The organism is Pseudomonas sichuanensis (assembly GCF_003231305.1).
GTDB classification, from domain to species: domain Bacteria; phylum Pseudomonadota; class Gammaproteobacteria; order Pseudomonadales; family Pseudomonadaceae; genus Aquipseudomonas; species Aquipseudomonas sichuanensis.
Window position 1 is genome coordinate 57,255 of record NZ_QKVM01000023.1, and the last position, 18,218, is coordinate 75,472.

General features: G+C 64.5%; 17 protein-coding genes and 1 riboswitch. Of the genes, 6 read left to right on the forward strand and 11 right to left on the reverse strand.

All coding sequences use genetic code 11. From position 1 onward, the window contains the following. The first annotated feature begins 262 nt into the window (after positions 1-262). Together DM373_RS14125 and DM373_RS14130 are read left to right on the forward strand one after the other, a co-directional pair. Entirely contained in the window at positions 263-814 is a 552-nt protein-coding gene (locus DM373_RS14125; protein WP_110994159.1) for a cytochrome b, read from the forward strand. 34 nt (positions 815-848) lie between these two features. Continuing rightward, entirely contained in the window at positions 849-1,427 is a 579-nt protein-coding gene (locus tag DM373_RS14130; protein ID WP_110994160.1) for a YceI family protein, read from the forward strand. Between the two features lie 127 nt (positions 1,428-1,554). Here DM373_RS14130 and rhlE2 read toward each other — a convergent pair whose 3' ends face one another. From rhlE2 to ahcY, 5 genes are all read right to left on the reverse strand, one after another. Beyond that, positions 1,555-3,468 carry an RNA helicase RhlE2 gene (gene rhlE2, locus DM373_RS14135; RefSeq protein ID WP_208642800.1) on the reverse strand — a complete coding sequence of 638 codons (1,914 nt, stop codon included), beginning with the start codon at positions 3,466-3,468 and terminating at the stop codon, positions 1,555-1,557. A gap of 222 nt (positions 3,469-3,690) precedes the next feature. After that, a complete protein-coding gene (locus DM373_RS14140; protein WP_425272582.1) occupies positions 3,691-4,491 on the reverse strand; it encodes a substrate-binding periplasmic protein in 801 nt (266 codons plus the stop codon). 37 nt (positions 4,492-4,528) lie between these two features. Next, entirely contained in the window at positions 4,529-5,605 is a 1,077-nt protein-coding gene (locus tag DM373_RS14145) for a hypothetical protein (protein ID WP_110994186.1), read from the reverse strand. A 78-nt stretch (positions 5,606-5,683) separates the two neighbouring features. Further along, complete coding sequence (gene metF, locus DM373_RS14150; protein ID WP_110994161.1) at positions 5,684-6,529, reverse strand: methylenetetrahydrofolate reductase [NAD(P)H]; 846 nt, start codon at positions 6,527-6,529, stop codon at positions 5,684-5,686. A gap of 140 nt (positions 6,530-6,669) precedes the next feature. Next, positions 6,670-8,079: an adenosylhomocysteinase gene (gene ahcY, locus DM373_RS14155; RefSeq protein ID WP_110994162.1), complete on the reverse strand. Its 1,410-nt coding sequence runs from the start codon at positions 8,077-8,079 to the stop codon at positions 6,670-6,672. A 21-nt stretch (positions 8,080-8,100) separates the two neighbouring features. After that, positions 8,101-8,196: riboswitch (S-adenosyl-L-homocysteine riboswitch) on the reverse strand. Between the two features lie 178 nt (positions 8,197-8,374). On the opposite strand from ahcY, the gene DM373_RS14160 reads away from it, so the two are divergent. After that, the gene (locus tag DM373_RS14160; RefSeq protein ID WP_110994163.1) at positions 8,375-8,776 is read left to right on the forward strand and encodes an acyl-CoA thioesterase; all 402 of its coding nucleotides are present in this window, start codon (positions 8,375-8,377) and stop codon (positions 8,774-8,776) included. Between the two features lie 105 nt (positions 8,777-8,881). On the opposite strand, the gene DM373_RS14165 is transcribed toward DM373_RS14160, so the two are convergent. Continuing rightward, entirely contained in the window at positions 8,882-10,120 is a 1,239-nt protein-coding gene (locus DM373_RS14165; protein WP_110994164.1) for a cation:proton antiporter, read from the reverse strand. 240 nt (positions 10,121-10,360) lie between these two features. Between DM373_RS14165 and DM373_RS14170 the strand changes: the two genes are divergently transcribed. Further along, positions 10,361-11,194, forward strand: a complete 834-nt coding sequence (locus DM373_RS14170) for a DMT family transporter (RefSeq protein WP_110994165.1) — start codon at positions 10,361-10,363, stop codon at positions 11,192-11,194. A gap of 30 nt (positions 11,195-11,224) precedes the next feature. Next, positions 11,225-11,611, forward strand: a complete 387-nt coding sequence (locus DM373_RS14175; protein WP_110994166.1) for an MAPEG family protein — start codon at positions 11,225-11,227, stop codon at positions 11,609-11,611. Between the two features lie 64 nt (positions 11,612-11,675). Here DM373_RS14175 and mltA read toward each other — a convergent pair whose 3' ends face one another. Next, the gene (gene mltA / locus DM373_RS14180; protein ID WP_110994167.1) at positions 11,676-12,827 is read right to left on the reverse strand and encodes a murein transglycosylase A; all 1,152 of its coding nucleotides are present in this window, start codon (positions 12,825-12,827) and stop codon (positions 11,676-11,678) included. A 119-nt stretch (positions 12,828-12,946) separates the two neighbouring features. On the opposite strand from mltA, the gene DM373_RS14185 reads away from it, so the two are divergent. Further along, on the forward strand, positions 12,947-13,393 hold the full coding sequence (locus tag DM373_RS14185; RefSeq protein ID WP_110994168.1) for a c-type cytochrome: 447 nt from the start codon (positions 12,947-12,949) through the stop codon (positions 13,391-13,393). Between the two features lie 101 nt (positions 13,394-13,494). Here DM373_RS14185 and DM373_RS14190 read toward each other — a convergent pair whose 3' ends face one another. From DM373_RS14190 to DM373_RS14205, 4 genes are all read right to left on the reverse strand, one after another. Beyond that, a complete protein-coding gene (locus tag DM373_RS14190) occupies positions 13,495-13,890 on the reverse strand; it encodes a DUF1090 domain-containing protein (RefSeq protein WP_110994169.1) in 396 nt (131 codons plus the stop codon). 59 nt (positions 13,891-13,949) lie between these two features. Further along, positions 13,950-15,620 (reverse strand): NAD-dependent DNA ligase LigB, encoded by a 1,671-nt coding sequence (ligB, locus tag DM373_RS14195; protein ID WP_110994170.1) that lies wholly within the window; start codon positions 15,618-15,620, stop codon positions 13,950-13,952. A gap of 145 nt (positions 15,621-15,765) precedes the next feature. Beyond that, positions 15,766-16,956: a methionine adenosyltransferase gene (metK, locus tag DM373_RS14200; protein ID WP_110994171.1), complete on the reverse strand. Its 1,191-nt coding sequence runs from the start codon at positions 16,954-16,956 to the stop codon at positions 15,766-15,768. A 12-nt stretch (positions 16,957-16,968) separates the two neighbouring features. Beyond that, the gene (locus DM373_RS14205) at positions 16,969-17,952 is read right to left on the reverse strand and encodes an ArsR/SmtB family transcription factor (RefSeq protein ID WP_110994172.1); all 984 of its coding nucleotides are present in this window, start codon (positions 17,950-17,952) and stop codon (positions 16,969-16,971) included. Positions 17,953-18,218 lie beyond the last annotated feature (266 nt).

The following is an 18,218-nucleotide window of genomic DNA, read 5'->3' on the forward strand; positions in this document are numbered from 1 at the left end:
AGGCCCCGTCGCCGGCAAGCCGGCTCCCATAGCTTTGAATTTGGTGCGGTCCGTGTGGGAGCCGGCTTGCCGGCGATGGGGTCGGGCCAGGCATAACTACCCTGGCGTCCAGACCGCCAGCGGCTATCGTTAACGTTTCCTTAATGGCAAGCTTGCAAAATTGTTATCGGATTTCTCGATAATCCCAAGCAATTTTTTACGCTTTTATTCGATACGTTACCCGCTAGTCTTGTGCACAGCTTTCACGGGGAAATACGCCAACATGCAACTGCGCAACTCATCTTCTCGCTATGGCCTGGTCAGCATCGTCCTGCACTGGGGTGTGGCGCTGGCGGTCTTCGGGTTGTTCGGCCTGGGGCTGTGGATGGTCGGTCTGGATTACTACGATCCGTGGCGCAAGTCCGGGCCCGACCTGCACAAGAGCATTGGTCTGGTGCTGCTGGCGGTGATGCTGCTGCGCGTAATCTGGCGTTTCGTCAGTCCACCGCCGCCGGCACCGGCCAACCATGGCAAGGTGACGCGCCTGGCCGCCAAACTCGGGCACCTGGCGCTGTACCTGGGGCTGTTCGCGGTGATGATCGCCGGTTACCTGATCTCTACCGCCGACGGCGTCGGCATCCCGGTGTTCGAGCTGTTCGAGGTGCCGGCATTGATCAGCGACCTGCCTGACCAGGCCGACACTGCCGGGGTCATCCATTTGTGGCTGGCCTGGGGCCTGGTGATCTTTGCCGTGCTCCATGCACTGGCGGCACTCAAGCACCATTTCATCGACCGTGACGCGACCCTGACTCGTATGCTGGGCCGCAAAGCTTGACTCTCAACCTCAATTGCAAAGGAAGGAAGTAAGGATGTTGAAAAAGACTTTTGCCGCTCTGGCGCTCGGTACCGCTCTGCTTTCCGCCGGCCAGGCCATGGCCGCCGAATACAAGATCGACAAGGAAGGCCAGCACGCGTTCGTCGACTGGAAAATCAGCCACCTGGGTTACAGCTTCATCCACGGCACCTTCAAGGACTTCGACGGCAACTTCACCTGGGACAGCGCCAAGCCCGAGGCCAGCAAGATCAACGTCGATCTGAAAACCGCCAGCCTGTGGTCCAACCACGCCGAGCGTGACAAGCACATCGCCAGCAAAGACTTCCTGGATGTGAAGAAGTACCCGGAAGCCAAGTTCGTTTCCACCAGCGTCAAGTCCACTGGTGAAAAGACCGCCGACGTGACCGGCGACCTGACCATGCACGGTGTGACCAAGCCTGTGACCTTCAAGGCCACCTTCAACGGTGAGGGCAAGGACCCATGGGGCGGCGAGCGTGCCGGCTTCAACGCCACCACCACCCTCAACCTGAATGACTTTGGCATCAAGGGCCCGGGCGCGACTTCCCAGACCCTCGACCTGGACATCAGTGTTGAAGGCGTGAAGCAGAAGTAATTTGCCTCGGTAACGAAAACGCCGCCCATTGGGCGGCGTTTTCATTTCTGGCCTCATCGCGGGGCAAGCCCGCTCCCACAACAGCCAGCCTGGCTTTGTGGGAGCGGGCTTGCCCCGCGATCGCTTGTTAACCCTTGCGGGTCAACAGCGCCGGGCGCTCACCGCGTGGGCGGCTTGGCAGGTCATCCAGTTGCTCGGGCGTTGGGTAACGATCGAGCTTGGACTCCTTGCGGATGATGACCGGTGCCGGCTGCGAATCGCGCGGATTGCGCACGGCCGGCTCTTGGCGGGCCGAATCGTCACGCCGGTTACGGCCACCGTTGTTGTCGCGACGGGCGCCGCCATTGCTGCCGCCACCGTTACGGGCGCGTTTTTCGCCCGAGCCCTGGTTCTGCCCTTGGCCCTGGCGCTGCTGGCCATTGCCGCGACCCTGGCCCTGAGCCTGGCCGCCGGCACCGCTACGCTGACCTTGGCCTTGGCCCTGGCCGCCAGTACCACCCGGGCGACGATTACGGCCCTGGTTCTTGGTGTTCTGGTAGGGGCTGACGTAGTCGGCACGGTTGCCAAAGTTGTCGACGTCGTCGTCCAGGAACTCTTCGGGATCACGGTTGGCTGGCGCTGGTTGCGCAACTTTCTGGCCTTGGCCGCCCTGCTGCTGGCGGGGTTTGCCATCGCGAGGCTTGCGCTGGCGGCCCTGCTGCGGCTTGTCGTCGGCCTTGTCCTTGTCAGCCGACTTCTCGGCTGCCGGCTTGCTCTTGCCTTGATCCTTGCCTTTGTCCTTGCGCCCGCCGCTGCCTTCTTTCTTGCCTTCGCCGCGCGCCTGCTGGTTGCGGCCACCGCGACCGGCGTTTGGCTGGCGCTCGCGCACCTCCGGTTTCTCTGCCTCGACTTGCGAAGCATCGAAGCCCATCCAGTCGCCATCCGGGATCTTCTGCTTGGTGACGCGCTCGATGCTCTTGAGCAGCTTCTCTTCATCCGGGGCGACCATCGAAATGGCTTCGCCGGAACGGCCGGCACGGCCAGTACGGCCAATGCGGTGAACGTAGTCTTCCTCGACGTTGGGCAACTCGAAGTTGACCACATGGGGCAACTGGTCGATGTCCAGGCCACGGGCGGCGATATCGGTGGCCACCAGCACGCGCACGGTGTTGGCCTTGAAGTCGGCCAGCGCCTTGGTGCGCGCGTTCTGGCTCTTGTTGCCGTGGATCGCGGCGGCGGTCAGGCCGTGTTTTTCAAGGTACTCGGCCAGGCGGTTGGCGCCGTGCTTGGTACGGGTGAACACCAGCACCTGCTCCCAGGCACCGAGGGTGATCAGGTGTGCCAGCAGCGCGCGCTTGTGGCTGGCGGGCAGGCGGTAGACGCGCTGCTCGATACGCTCGACGGTGGTGTTCGGCGGCGTGACCTCGATGCGCTCGGGGTTGTGCAGCAGCTTGTCGGCGAGGTCGGTGATGTCTTTGGAGAAGGTGGCCGAGAACAGCAGGTTCTGGCGCTTGGCCGGCAGGCGCGCCAGCACTTTCTTCACATCGTGGATGAAGCCCATGTCGAGCATGCGGTCTGCTTCGTCCAGCACCAGGATCTCGACGTGGGACAGGTCGACGCTGCCCTGGCCGGCCAGGTCGAGCAGGCGACCAGGGCAGGCCACCAGCACGTCGACGCCCTTGGCCATGGCCTGGACCTGCGGATTCATGCCGACGCCGCCGAAGATGCAGGCGCTGATGAAGTTCAGGTCGCGGGCATAGACCTTGAAGCTGTCATGCACTTGCGCTGCCAGCTCACGGGTCGGGGTCAGCACCAGCACGCGTGGCTGGCGTGGGCCGTGGCGTTGCGATTTGTCGGGGTGGCCACCCGGGAACAGGCGCTCGAGAATAGGGAGCGCGAAGCCGCCGGTTTTACCTGTACCTGTCTGGGCGGCAACCATCAGGTCGCGGCCTTGCAACACGGCGGGAATGGCCCGCTGTTGCACTGGAGTGGGCTGGGTATAGCCCGCGGCTTCGATAGCGCGGACAAGTGCCTCGGAGAGACCGAGGGAAGCAAAGGACATGGGCAATCCTGTTCTCGTGGGGGCTAGGCCCTATGGGGTGTTCTGCCTGGCGCGACGGGCATCGGAGGGATGCGATCGCGTCCGGTCCAGCTGGGCGTTTACTGTGCATCCTGGCGGTGGCGGGTGGGCACTGTGTGTGCTGCGCCGCTGCTCGAGATGCCTGCAGTGAGGCCGAGCGTCCGGGCGTGAGCCGGGCGGGAAGGCCCGAGTATAACAGAGCAATCAGCGCGTGCTGCGTTCCTGCTGCTCAACGGCGAAAGGAATAGTGTCTTCGCCGATATAGCGCGCATTGATGGCGGCGTAACCGGGCTCCAGCTTGAAGCGTCGCAGCTCATCGGAGAACGCCTGGGCCAGTTGCTCGCGGCCCGGCTTGCGGGCCAGGCCCAGGTATTGGGTCTGGCGGGCGATCACCAGAGGCAGCGCTTCGACCTGCTGGGCAAGCCCGAGCCTGCGGCTCAGGTAGCGCCCGACCTTGCGGTCAGTGATCAGCAGGTCGATGCGCCCCAGCGCCAGCTTGCCGAAGTTGGCTTCGTGACTGGGCGCCGATTCGCGGCGAAACAGCGTGGATTCGTTGAAGGCATCGCCGTAGGCGTACCCCGGTGAGGTGCCCACGGTCAGGCCGGCGAGGTCTTCGAGTGCCTGCACGGCATGGCGGCGGGTACGGGCCTGGTACAGGACGAACTCGACGTCGGACATCGGCTCGTCCGGGTAGACCATGTAGGCCTCGCGCGAGTCGACACGGAAGATGTCCATCACACCGTCGGCCAAGCCCTGCTGGATCATCGCCAGGCAGCGCTTCCAGGGCATGAACTCCCATTGCACATCGACCCCGAGGCGCTTGAACACTTCGTTGGTAACCTCGTAGTCGATGCCCTTGGGCTGGCCGTTCTCCTGATAGAGGTAGGGCGCCCAGTCGTCGCTGACGATGCGCAGGCGTTCGCTGTGCGCCAGTGGGCTCAGGCAGGCAAGCAGCAACAGGCTTAAGGGGCGTAACAGGCTGAGCAGGGCGCGGGGCAGGGTCAAGGCTGGCGAGTCCGCGATGGCGTGCCCGGCATGCCGATCAGCCTTGGTGCTGATTCAGCAGGTGGGACTCGACTTCGCCGCGGCGGCTGCCCAGTGACAGGCGCAGGCCTGGATGGCGCAGGCAGCGTCGCAGTTGCTCCGGGTTTGGCCGGCCATGACGCTGGCTGAGGTTCTCCAGGGCCTTGTCCCACCAGGCCGAGGCGCAGGCGCGGTCGAATTCGTTGGCATATGGGTAGCAGCCGTACAGCAGTTCGCGGGCGAACTGCCGATGCTGGTCGGGGAGCATGTAGGTCAATGCCTTGTAGCTCAAGCGGTGCAGGGTGGGTGGCCGTGGCAGTTGGTCGTTGACCAGTGGCACATCGGCCAGCGCCGCCTCGCTCAGCATGGCTTCGCCGTGCTTGCGCAGCCAGGCCTGGATCTTGGCGCGGAACTGGGCCTTGCGGCTCCAGTAGTGGTGGATGACGTCGGTGCACGCGCTGACCTTGAGTGTGCGATAGGCCGCCACCGCCAGGCAGAATTCCTCGAGCGTGTAGGCTTTCGGAGCGAGCGGGTGGAACTCGTCCATCAGGGCGATGGACTGGTCGAGCAGCGCCGCGTCGCTGGCGTTCAGGCCGATCACGCCGGAGTTGAGCAGCGGCATCTGCTCATCGGCCAGGCCGCGCTCCTCGAGGAGGCCCGCCAGAACCTGGTGCAGTACGCAGTGCGGGTTGTCGCCAAAACGCCCGCCGATGGCGTTGCACAGCAGTGTGCCGGGCACGACGCGGCGGAACAGCTGCATGGGCGAGGCGCGGAAGAAGGTATCGGTGTCGATGAGCACCGCCAGCGGGTGCTGTTCGAGGATCTGGCGGATCAGCACGTGCTTGCTGCGAAAGTGATAGCCGTGGGGCTGGTTCCAGACCTTGCGGGTGGCTTCGTCCAGCAGGTGGGCGGTTACCGGCAGTTGGCGATAGGGCTCGAGGTTGTCGGTGTAGACCTGGATGTCGATGGCTTCGCCAGGCGTGCTGCGCAGGTGCGCGAGGGCGCTGACGATGCTGAAACAGGCTTCCTGGTGATAGGTGGCCGGGCCGAATGCCAGGTAGACAAGCTGAGGATTGGCGGAGACTGGGTGCTGCATACGGGCCATTAACCTATCGCGAGGCAAAAATGAAGAAGGCTTTAGCCTAAGCCAAAGCCTTCTTCATGGCGACGATTTTCAGCGCGGCAGTTTCAGGTTGTTCCAGATCGCCAGGCTCGGCTCGGCCTGGTTCAGGGTGTAGAAGTGCAGGCCCGGTGCGCCGCCTTGCAGCAGTTGCTCGCACATGCGGGTGATCACTTCTTCACCGAAGGCCTGGATGCTGGCGGTGTCGTCGGCATAGGCTTCCAGCTGCTTGCGGATCCAGCGCGGGATCTCGGCGCCGCAGGCGTCGGAGAAGCGCGCCAGCTTGCTGTAGTTGGTGATCGGCATGATGCCGGGTACCACCGGGATGTCCACGCCCAGCTTCTGTGCGCGCTCGACAAAGTAGAAGTAGCTGTCGGCGTTGAAGAAGTACTGGGTGATGGCGCTGTCGGCACCGGCCTTGACCTTGTGCACGAAGTTGGCCAGATCGCTCTCGAAATTGCGTGCCTGTGGGTGCATCTCCGGGTACGCGGCCACTTCCAGGTGGAAATGATCGCCGGTTTCCTGGCGGATGAACTCGACCAGGTCGCTGGCGTAACGCAGCTCGCCGCTGGCCATGCCCATGCCCGAAGGCAAGTCGCCACGCAGGGCAACGATGCGCTTGATGCCTGCGGCCTGGTATTCGGCCAGCAGCGAACGTAGGTCGTCCTTGCTGTCACCCACGCAGGACAGGTGCGGGGCGGCGGGCACCTTCACTTCGTTCTCCAGCTGCAGCACGGTGTTGAGCGTGCGGTCGCGGGTGGAACCACCGGCACCGTAGGTGCAGGAGAAGAAGTCCGGGTTGTAGCTGGCCAGCTGGCGGGCGACGCCCATCAGCTTTTCGTGGCCGGCGTCGGTCTTGGTGGGGAAGAATTCGAAGCTGTAGCGGCGTTCTTGTGACATCACTCGTTCCTTCGGCAGTGGGCCATCGGCTGCTGCCTGCAAATAAAAGCCAGGGCGGTGGGGGCCGGCCTGGCTCGGACATCGGTTCGAAACGTTGCCTGCCGGCATCGGGCGTGTGCCTGATGCCGGCAGCCAGCCGCTTAGTAGCGGTAGGCGTGCGGCTTGAACGGGCCTTCGACGGTCACACCGATGTAGTCGGCTTGCTGCTTGGTCAGTTTAGTGACCACGCCGCCGAAGCCGCGGACCATTTCCAGGGCCACTTCTTCGTCGAGTTTCTTCGGCAGTACTTCTACGGTCAGGCGCTCGGCTTTCTTCTCGGCCGACAGGTCGGCGTACTTCTGCTCGAACAGGAAGATCTGGGCCAGGACCTGGTTGGCGAACGAACCGTCCATGATGCGGCTTGGGTGACCGGTGGCGTTGCCCAGGTTCACCAGGCGGCCTTCGGCCAGCAGGATCAGGTAGTCGTCGTTCTGCGGGTCGAAGTCGCCAGCGCCGGTGCGGTGGATCTTGTGCACCTGCGGCTTGACCTCTTCCCACGCCCAGTTCTTGCGCATGAAGGCCGTGTCGATCTCGTTGTCGAAGTGACCGATGTTGCACACCACGGCGCGCTTCTTCAGGGCCTTGAGCATGTTGGCGTCGCAGACGTTGACGTTACCGGTGGTGGTGACGATCAGGTCGATCTTGCCCAGCAGGGCCTTGTCGATGCTCGCTTCGGTGCCGTCGTTGTTACCGTCGATGAACGGCGAGACCAGCTCGAAGCCGTCCATGCAGGCCTGCATGGCGCAGATCGGGTCGACTTCGGTGACCTTGACGATCATGCCTTCCTGACGCAGGGACTGGGCCGAGCCCTTGCCCACGTCACCGTAGCCGATCACCAGGGCTTGCTTGCCCGACAGCAGGTGGTCGGTACCACGCTTGATGGCGTCGTTCAGGCTGTGACGGCAGCCGTACTTGTTGTCGTTCTTGCTCTTGGTGACCGAGTCGTTGACGTTGATCGCCGGGACTTTCAGCTCGCCCTTGGCCAGCATGTCCAGCAGGCGGTGAACGCCGGTGGTGGTTTCTTCGGTCACGCCGTGGACGCGGTCCAGGACGGCTGGGTACTTCTTGTGCAGCAGTTCGGTCAGGTCGCCGCCGTCGTCGAGGATCATGTTGGCATCCCATGGCTGGCCATCCTTGAGGATGGTCTGCTCCAGGCACCACTCGTACTCTTCTTCGGTTTCACCTTTCCAGGCGAAAACCGGGATACCGGCGGCAGCGATCGAAGCGGCGGCCTGGTCCTGGGTGGAGAAGATGTTGCAGGACGACCAGCGCACTTCGGCACCCAGGGCGACCAGGGTTTCGATCAGCACGGCGGTCTGGATGGTCATGTGGATGCAGCCCAGGATCTTCGCACCCTTGAGCGGTTGCTCGGCCAGGTACTTGCGACGCAGGCCCATCAGTGCAGGCATTTCCGACTCGGCGATGATGGTTTCGCGACGGCCCCAGGCGGCCAGGGAGATGTCGGCGACTTTGAAATCGGTAAAGCCGGCAGGCGTGTTTGCAGCGCTCATCAAGAGCCTCCATTCGTAGTGTGCGAATGGGCGCCGTTGTGCGTTGAGCGTCCGCTAGGCGGACAACGCCCCAACCGAGCCTGACAGGACGAACCTGCTGCAGCGCCCCTCGGTCGGGTGGCGGGATGGCCACCGCTGCGGGGGCCATTTTGATCGGCAGCGATTATAGCCGTGCGCGTGTGACACACCCAAGACTTTCTGTCGATTAATCGCGACGATAGTCGATGGTAAATGGAGCGTGACTCGCCGGTCTGCCATCATTACCGCACGTCAAACTGGCAGGTCAGGAGTCACGATGAACTTTCACACCCGCAAATGGGTAAAACCCGAAGACCTCAACCCCAACGGCACGCTGTTCGGCGGCAGCCTGCTGCGCTGGATCGACGAGGAGGCGGCGATCTACGCCATCGTCCAGCTGGGCAACCAGCGTGTGGTGACCAAGTACATTTCCGAAATCAACTTCGTCAGCGCCTCGCGCCAGGGCGACATCATCGAGCTGGGCATCACCGCCACCGAGTTTGGCCGCACCTCCATCACCCTCAAGTGCGAAGTGCGCAACAAGATCAGCCGCAAGGCCATTCTCACGGTGGACAAGATGGTCTTCGTCAACCTGGGTGAAGATGGCTTGCCGGCCGCCCATGGGCGCACCGAGATCAAGTACATCCAGGACCAGTTCCCGGACAGCGCGGTGGAATAAGCGCTGGAGTCTTTGTGGGAGCGGGCTTGCCCCGCGATGGCGCCGGCAGGATCAACATCGATGCCTGTGCTGACGTTATCGCGGGGCTAGCCCGCTCCCACGCTATTACTCGGGTTGTGTGCTGACCCTGCGCACCACCTTGCCGACCGTCAGGCCTTGAATCAGGATCGACGACAACACCACGATGTAGGTGATCGACAGCAGCAGGTCGCGCTCTTCACCCATCGGCAACGACAGCGCCAGCGCCACCGAAACGCCCCCGCGCAAACCACCCCAGGTCAGCACGCGAATGGTGCCCTGCGGCACTGTGCGCCAGCGGCGCAGCAGCACGATCGCCGGTGCCACGGTCAGCAGGCGCGAGGCCAGTACCGCCACCGCCAGCACGCCCCCCGCCGCCAGGTGCAGCCAGTTGAACGGCAGCAGCAACAGCTCAAGGCCGATCAGGGCGAACAGCAGGGCGTTGAGCATGTCGTCGATCAATTCCCAGAAGCCGTCCATGTAGCGGCGGGTCATGTCGTTCATTGCCAGGTTGCGCCCCAGGTTGCCGATGATCAGGCCGGCCACCACCATGGCGATCGGCGCCGAGACGTGCAGTTCGTAGCACATCGCCGAGCCGCCGATCACCAGCGCCAGGGTCAGCATCACCTCGACCTGGTACTGCTCGACGCTCTTGATCATGCGGTAGGTGGCATAGCCGATCAGGCCACCGAAGACCACGCCGCCGATCGCTTCACGGGCGAACAGCAGGGCAGTGTCGGCAACGCTCGGCGTCTCGCCCAGCTGGATGATGCCCAACAGCACGGTGAACACCACCACCGCGGTGCCGTCGTTGAACAGCGACTCGCCGACGATGGTGGTCTTCAGTGGTTTCGACGCGTTGGCGGTACGCAGTGCGCCGAGTACGGCGATCGGGTCGGTCGGCGAGATCAGCGCGCCGAACAGCAGGCAGTAGATCAGTGGCACGTTCCAGCCGAACAGGCCGAACACCCAGTGTGCCAGGTAGCCGATCACCACGGTGGCGATCAGCACGCCGAGGGTGGCCAAAAGGCCGATCGGCCAGCGGTAGCTGCGCAGGTCGGCAAGGTTGACGTGCAGGGCGCCGGCAAACAGCAGGAACGCCAGCATCCAGTGCATGAGCAGGTCGTTGAAGTCGATCTGGTTCATCAGCCCTTCGACGCGTTCTTCAAGGCCGGGGAAGCCGATCAGGCTCAGGCCCTGGAGCATCAGGGAGAACAGCAGTGCCGTGACCATCACGCCGATGGCGGGTGGCAGGCCGATGAAGCGGTAGTTCACATAGGTGAGGAGGGTGGTGAGGCAGATAAACGCGGCAACTAATTCAAGCATCCCGAATCCTGTGGCAGTGGCTTCCAAGTCATTACCCGAATGGCTCGGGCAGTTCTTGGATGATCTGGCGCGGCGTTCGGGACACACCTTATGACCAGAATTGTCGGGATGGTTCCGATCATCGCGGGTCAAGCCCGCTCCCACGATGGCTGCGTGGGAGCGGGCTTGACCCGCGATGAGGCAAACGCTCTATCAGGCTATATAGTGATCGCCACATAAAAGAGACAAGGATCCCAAGGCGTGCTGGCAACCTCCCTCGTACTGGTCGCAGCCCTGCTGCACGCCACCTGGAATACTCTCATCAAATTCAGCGGCGAGCGCCTGCTGGTGATCGCCAGCATGGACCTGGTGGCGCTGGTGTTCGCGGTGCTGGCCGTGGCCTTCGTCGACTTCCCGCCGGGCGAGATCTGGCCTTGGTTGCTGGCTTCGGCGCTGGCCGAGCAGCTGTATCGCGTGCTGCTGATCAAGGCCTACCGGGTCGGTGACCTGGGCCTGGTCTACCCTCTGATGCGCGGGCTGTCGCCGCTGGTGGTGCTGGGGCTGACCCTGGCTTTCGCCGGTGAGTCCCTGACCCAACAGCAGATCATCGGCATCCTGCTGATCCCCTGTGGCATGGCTTGCCTGCTGTGGCAGGGCGGCGGCGGCGACCGGTTGCCCTGGTCGATGCTGCCGGTGGTGGCGCTGATCGGCCTGTGCATCGGTTGCTACACCTGGTTCGATGGCCGGGCCGTGCAGCTGTGGGGCAAGCCGTTGGATTACCTGGTGTGGCTGACCCTGCTCAGCGCCTGGCCTTTTCCGTTGCTGGCCGGCGTTGCCCGGCGTGCACCGTTCATGCTGTTCTGGCGCACCCAGTGGCGCCTGGGCCTGGCGGTGGGGGTGTGCGTGCTGTTGAGCTATGCCCTGGTGCTGTGGGCCATGCACCTGGGGTCGGTGGCCGAGGCGGCGGCGTTGCGCGAGCTCAGCGTGATCCTTGTGGTGGTGCTGGGCATGCGCTACCTGAAAGAACCTTTTGGCGGGCCGAGACTCCTAGCTTGCGGGCTGGTGCTGGCGGGCATGCTGGTGATGAAGCTCTGATCGATCATTCTTGAACAAGGAGTCCTGTCCATGACCGTAGCCCTGTGGTGCATCCTGATTGCCCTGGTTCTGCCGCCGCTCTGCGCGTTGATCGCGAAAGTCAGCAGCGGGCGCTTCGGCTTGCGTGACAACCATGATCCGCGCGCCTTCCTCGACACGCTGTCCGGCCTGCCGCGACGGGCCCATGCCGCTCAGCAGAACAGCCATGAGGCGTTCCCGGCGTTCGCCGCGGCGGTGCTGGTGGCGGATATCGTCGGCAACGCCGAGCAGGTGACCCAGGATGTGCTGGGCGTGATGTATATCACCAGCCGGTTGCTCTACATCATCTGCTACCTGGCCGATTGGGCGGCGCTGCGCTCGATCGTGTGGTTCGCCGGGCTGGCGTTGATCGTGGCGTTCTTTGTCGTGTCGGTTTGAAATCGCGGGTCAAGCCCGCTCCCACGAGGACCTGTGGGAGCGGGCTTGACCCGCGATGTGGCCCTCAGGGCACCTTCGGCACCTCGGGCAGCGCTACACCCTTGGGCCACAACATCCAGATCTGCCCTTGCTGCTTCATGTTGCCCGCCAACTCGCCGGCTTCGGGCCCGGTGCCCCAGAACAGGTCCGCACGCACTTCGCCGGTGATGGCGCCGCCGGTGTCCTGTGCGCCTACTGGGCGTACCACCGGGCTGCCGTCAGGGCGGGTGGTGGACAACCACAACAGGCTGCCCAGCGGGATCACCTTGCGGTCGATGGCCACGCTGTAGCCTGCGGTCAGGGGCACGTTGAGCGAGCCGCGCGGGCCTTCGTTGCTGTCCGGGCGGGTGCTGAAGAACACGTAGCTGGGGTTGCTCGCCAGCAGCTCCGGTACCCGCTGCGGGTTGGCCTGGGCCCAGCTGTGGATGCTGCCCATGGTCACCTCTTCTTTTTTCAGCTGACCCTGCTCCACCAGCCAGCGGCCGATCGGCCGGTATGGGTGGCCGTTCTGGTCGGCATAGCCCAGGCGCAGCTGGCGCTCGTCGTCCAGTTGCACCCGGCCGGAGCCCTGGATCTGCAGGAACTGCAGGTCCATCGGATCGGTCAGCCAGGCCAGTATCGGCGCCTTGGCACCGTCGCGGTTGATGGTCTCGGCGGTGTCGTAGGGCTTGAGCACGCGGCCTTCGAGGCGCCCGCGCAGGCGCTTGCCCTTGAGCTCGGGGTACACGCTGGCCAGGTCCACCACGATCATGTCTTCAGGCACGCCATACACCGGCACCTGGGCCGCGTCGGTGCGTTTCAGGCTGCCTGGGTAGACGGGCTCGTAGTAGCCGGTAATCAGGCCGTTGGCGTTGTTTTCGGCCGAGCGCAGGCCATACACCTGCAGGTTGTGTTCGAGGAAGGTGCGCACCTGCTCGGCGCTTGCCGTCGCCGTGCCGGCCGCTTCACAGGTAGGGGCCCACACCGGATCACGCTTGAGTTTCTCGCAGCCGTTGCGCCAGGCGTTGAAGCCGGCCAGCAGGTCGTCGTCGCTGACTGCGGGCAGGTCCTGCCAGGTGGCGGGGGCGTAGGTGGCGATGGCGTGGGGTTCGGGCTTGGCGTTTTCGCCGCCGTTGCAGCCGGCCAGCAGGGCCAGGGCCGGAAGCGCCCAGGCAAGGTGGCGCAATGCAGATGTCATGAGCGTGGTCCTGTGCGGGGTGAACATGAATATTCGCCCTTGTTTTCTGTGTGGCTATTGGTCTTTGGCCGATGGGCGGCGATACTGGCGCCCCGTTGTTCCCGGCCGAAGAGACCATGATGTTCAAGCGATTGTCCGTAGTACTGCTGGCTGCCCTGGCCCTGAGCGCCTGTAACCAGGTCGACCCCAACTCGCCGCTGGGCCAGCGCAAGGCGATCTTCAAGGCGATGCTCAAGACCAGCGAAGACCTGGGCGGCATGCTGCGCGGCCGGCTGCCGTTCGACGGGGCGCAGTTCGCCGATGGCGCGGTGAAGCTCGATGGCCTTGCCCACCAGCCCTGGCAGCACTTCCCACAGGTGCGCGACGAGGGCGACAGCAGTGCCCGGGCGGATGTCTGGGAGCGTCAGGCGCGTTTTCACGACCTGGCCCGGCAGTTGGAAGGGGTCACAGGCGAGCTGGTGGACGTGACGCGCAGCCAACCGCTGGATGCCGCGCAGCTCAAAGGGCCGATGGACAAGGTCGAGGCAGCGTGCAAGGCCTGTCATACCGAGTTTCGCAATCATTGAGATGAGGACGGGGCATCGTGGGAACGGGCTTGCCCCGCGATAGCTTCATCGCGGGGCAAGCCCGCTCCCACAACGCTTCGCGCCTGCATGAGACGGGTCGGCTAGCGCTCCAGCTCGTCCACCGCTTCCTGCAGTTCCTTCTTCGCCTCGGCGAGCTTGTCCTTGCGCTTGTTGATCTTCTCCGCGTCGCCTTTCTTCATGGCTTTGTCCAGGTCCTTGGTACGCTGGTTCACTTCGTGACGGGCGTCGAGCACCTTCTGCTCGCGCTCCTTGCGCAGGCCGGCATCGGTGCAGTGCTCGGTCACTTCCCCCAAGGCCGTTTCCAGCCCGGCCAGTTGTTCTTTGTTGTCATGGGCGCGGGCCTGTTCGATCTGTTCGCTGATGGCCTGACGCTTGGCCGCGCATCCAGTCAGCGCCGGCTGCTCTTGCGCAGCCATCAGCGGGCTGGCGACGAAACCCAGCAGGGTGGACAGGGCGAGGGACGAAAGCAGTTTCATCAAGGGCTCCATTCGGGGCAGGGCAGCAGAAAGCGGAATGCTGCCCTGATCCGCGAAATTTAGAAACCCTCGATTGCATGTTCTCGCAGTTGCAGGGCCAGGGCCTGTACCTGCTCATGGTTGAAAAAGCCATGCAATTGCGTGGCCCGACCGGGGCCGATGCCGGGTTCGGCAAGCCATTGCTCAATGTTTCTGGAGGCCAGGGTGGGCCAGTCGGGCCCAAGCTTCAGGGCGGCCGGGGCGGGTACGCCGAGGGCGCGCAGCCAGCGTTCGAACGGCTGCCTTCGGCCTTTGGCGAAGGCGTGCTGCAAGTGGTCGGCGCGGGCCTGGGCAATGCCCGGCAGGGTCGCCAGGGTGTCGCGGTCAAGGTCCAGCCAGTCGGCCAGGGTCGTGAGTCGCCCGCTGTCGATCAGCCGCTGCCAGGTGCCGGGCCCCGTACCCGGCATGTTCAGCCCCTGCTTGCCGCTGAGCCAGGCCAGCCGGGCAAGAAACTGTTGCTGGCAACCCTCGCTGGCCTGCCAGCAGCTCAGGGCGTGGTGAGCGGCCGGGTCTGGCGCGATCACCGGTGTGCGCTGTGGGCTGCGATGCACCACGCGCTCCAGGCGTGGAATGGTCAGCCCCGCCAGGCTCACCGCCACCTGGTCGCCCGGGCGAATGTCCAGTTGCTGCCAACGCGCCAGCGAGCCCAGGCTGAGCTGGCTGATTTGCCGGTCATCCAGGCGCAACGGTTCGAGTTGCAGCAGCGGGGTGATGCGCCCAGTGCGGCCGATGCGAAAATGCACCCCGCGGACCTGTGCCAGCGCCTGCCTGAACGGGTACTTCCAGGCGGCGATCCAGTAGGGCGTGCGGGCGTGCCAGCGCTCGGCCGGTGGCCGGCTGCTCTGGCGCAGGATCACGCCATCGGTGGCGAAGGGCAGGGCAGTGCGATGCCAGTGCTGGCGCCAGTGCGCGGCCTCCTCGAAGGTGGTGATCGCCACGCTGTGGCGCAGGCTGTCGGCAAACCCCAGCGTTGCGAGCTGCGCCAGGCGTTCGGCCTGGGTGTCCGGCCCTGTCGGCCAGTCCCAGACGAACAGGCCGATGCCGGCGCCCTGCACATCGCTCAGCTGCTTGCGCGCCAGCAGCCCGGCAACGATGCCGCGTGCGTTGGCGCTGCCGGCCTCTGCCTGCACATGGCCTTCGAGGCGCCAGTACAGCTCGCCTTGGAATACCGTGTCCAGCGGCTGTGGCAGCTCATGCAGGATGCCGCTCAAACGGGGGATATGCCGGCTCCAGTCATGCCCCTGGATGCCATCGCCGCGGCTGAGCAGCTGGTTTAAACGGCCCTGGCGAAAGATCAGCGACACGGCCACGCCATCGACCTTGGGCTGTATCCACACGTCTTTCTTGCCCTGTAACCAGCTGCGCACCGCCTGCTCGTCGGCCAGCTTGTCGACGCCGGTGTGAGGGGTCGGGTGGGGCACGGGGCCGCGTGCGCTGGCCAGCGGGTTGTCACTGCCAGGCAGGTTGAAACAGGTTTGCAGGCGCAGCAGTTGCTGGCGGCTCTGGTCATAGAGCTCGTCCGCCACAAGGGCAATGCCCTGGCGGTGATAGTGGTCGTCCCAGCGGGCCAGGGTCTGGCGTAGTTGGGTGACTTCAGCACGTGCGCGCGCTGTGTTCCAGTCGGGGCAGGGCTCGGCATTGGCCGGGGCGAGGTAGGCGCACAGCAGAACAAACAACAACCTGAGCGACATGGCCGGCATCCTTGCGTGGCGAAAGGGAATGCTCAGCCTAGGCACGGCTGGGCAGCCGCGGCGCGTCGGATTGTCAGGCGGTATTTCATGAAAAAGGCCCCTGCCGATCTCTCGGCAGGGGCCTTCCTGTACCGCCGTAGGAGGTTTACAGGCCGGCAGCGGCGCGCAGGGCGTCGGCGCGGTCGGTGCGCTCCCAGGTGAAGGTGGTGAAGGTGTCGTCGCCGACGGTCTTCTGCTGCGGGGTACGGCCGAAGTGACCGTAGGCAGCGGTTTCCTGGTACATCGGGTGCAGCAGGTCGAGCATGGTGGTGATGGCGTACGGGCGCAGGTCGAAGCACTCGCGCACCAGCTGGACGATCTTGTCGTCGGAGATCTTGCCGGTACCGAAGGTGTTCAGCGAGATCGAAGTAGGCTGGGCCACGCCGATGGCGTAGGACACCTGGATCTCGCAACGCTCGGCCAGGCCTGCGGCGACGATGTTCTTGGCCACGTAGCGGCCGGCGTAGGCGGCCGAGCGGTCGACCTTGGACGGGTCCTTGCCGGAGAACGCGCCACCGCCGTGGCGGGCCATGCCGCCGTAGGAGTCGACGATGATCTTGCGGCCGGTCAGGCCGCAGTCACCCACCGGGCCACCGATGATGAATTGGCCGGTCGGGTTGATGTGGAACTGGGTGCCCTTGTGCAGCAGCTCGGCTGGCAGGGTGTGCTTGACGATCAGTTCCATCACCGCTTCCTGCAGGTCTTTTTGCGACACTTCAGGGTTGTGCTGGGTGGACAGGACCACGGCGTCGATGCCGACGACCTTGCCGTCTTCATAGCGGCAGGTGACCTGCGACTTGGCATCCGGGCGCAGCCACGGCAGCAGGCCGGACTTGCGCGCTTCGGCCTGGCGCTCGACCAGACGGTGCGAGAAGCAGATCGGTGCTGGCATCAGCACGTCGGTTTCGTTGCTGGCATAGCCGAACATCAGGCCCTGGTCGCCGGCACCCTGGTCTTCCGGCTTGCTGCGGTCGACGCCCTGGGCGATGTCCACCGACTGCTTGCCGATGATGTTCATCACGGCGCAGGTGGCGCCATCGAAGCCGACGTCGGAGCTGTTGTAGCCGATGTCGACGATGACCTTGCGCACGATGTCTTCCAGGTCGACCCAGGCCGAAGTGGTGACTTCGCCGGCGATGATGGCGACACCGGTCTTGACCAGGGTTTCACACGCAACGCGGGCGAACTTGTCCTGGGTGATGATGGCGTCCAGCACTGCGTCGGAGATCTGGTCGGCGATCTTGTCCGGATGCCCTTCGGACACGGACTCGGAAGTGAAAAGGGAGTATTCGCTCATCTCGAGGGGTTCCTAAAAATTACCGATGTGTGTGTCGCCAGCGGCCCGCTGGAAATGCCGGACCTGAATCTGGAAACCGTTACGCAAGCCAACGTAGAGGCTGTCCCCGTGGGTCAGCCCCGCCGCATTGGCCCAACGGGCCAGGTCGTCCTGCTCGAAGCCAAGCCAGAGGTCGCCGCAGGCATCGCGCGCCCACCCCTGGTCATGGCTGCACAGCTCGGTGACCAGCAGGCTGCCGCCCGCCTTCACTCGTTTGGCCAGCAGGCGCAAGGCCAGGGCCGGGTCGCTGAAATGGTGCAGCACCATGTTCAGCACTACGCAGTCGGCTTCCACATCCGTTGCACCCAGTGCATCGGCCAACTGCAGGTTTACGTTACTCAAACGGTCGCGCTCGCAGACCTGACGGGCCAACTCGAGCATGGTCGGGCTGTTGTCCATGGCCGTGACCTGGGCGAAGCGCCGGGCCAGGTCGGGCAGGAAACCACCATCGCCGGGGCCGACTTCCAGCGCGCTGGCGGTGGGCGCGAAGCTCAGCTTGTCGAGCAGTGTCAGCAGGCTTTCGCGGTACTGCGGCAGGCCGGCGATGAGGTCTTGCTGGGCGCGGAACTTTTCTTCCACGCGCAGGAAGAAGTCCTGGCTGGTGGCCGCGCGGCGTTGCTGGACCTGGGCGATGCGGGTCTGCACGTCCTGCGCCAGGGCCAGTTCATCGACCTCGTCGAGCAGGGCGGCATGCAGGCGCCCGCCGGGCAGCGCGCGGCGGTAGAAGATCGCGTTGCCTTCGCGGCGGGTCGCCACCAGCTCGGCCTGGGCCAGCACCTTGAGGTGGTGGCTCATGCCCGACTGGCCGATATCGAAGATCTGCGCCAGTTCCAGCACGCCGAACGAGTCGCTGGCCAGTGCGCGCAGCACGTTCAGGCGCAACGGGTCGCCGCTGGCCTTGCACAGGGCGGCCAGCGTGTCGCTGCGTTGAACGGGAATGGGCGCATGAAGATTCATGGGGCGCGAGTCTAGACAGGCGATGCTGTCGTCGCAATAGCAATATCAAAAAGTTTTGATATTGGCTGATAGGTGGTTTCCAGGGATACCTCGTGGGAGCGGGCTTGCCCCGCGATGGCGTCAGATCAGACGCAGGAGGTGCCAGGGCTGACGCCATCGCGGGGCAAGCCCGCTCCCACAACCCTGCTTTTTACTGTTTTCCCGGGCAAACACAGGAAAAATGCCCGACTGCGACCATCCGTCATTGCCCCCACCCCCCCCAGTGG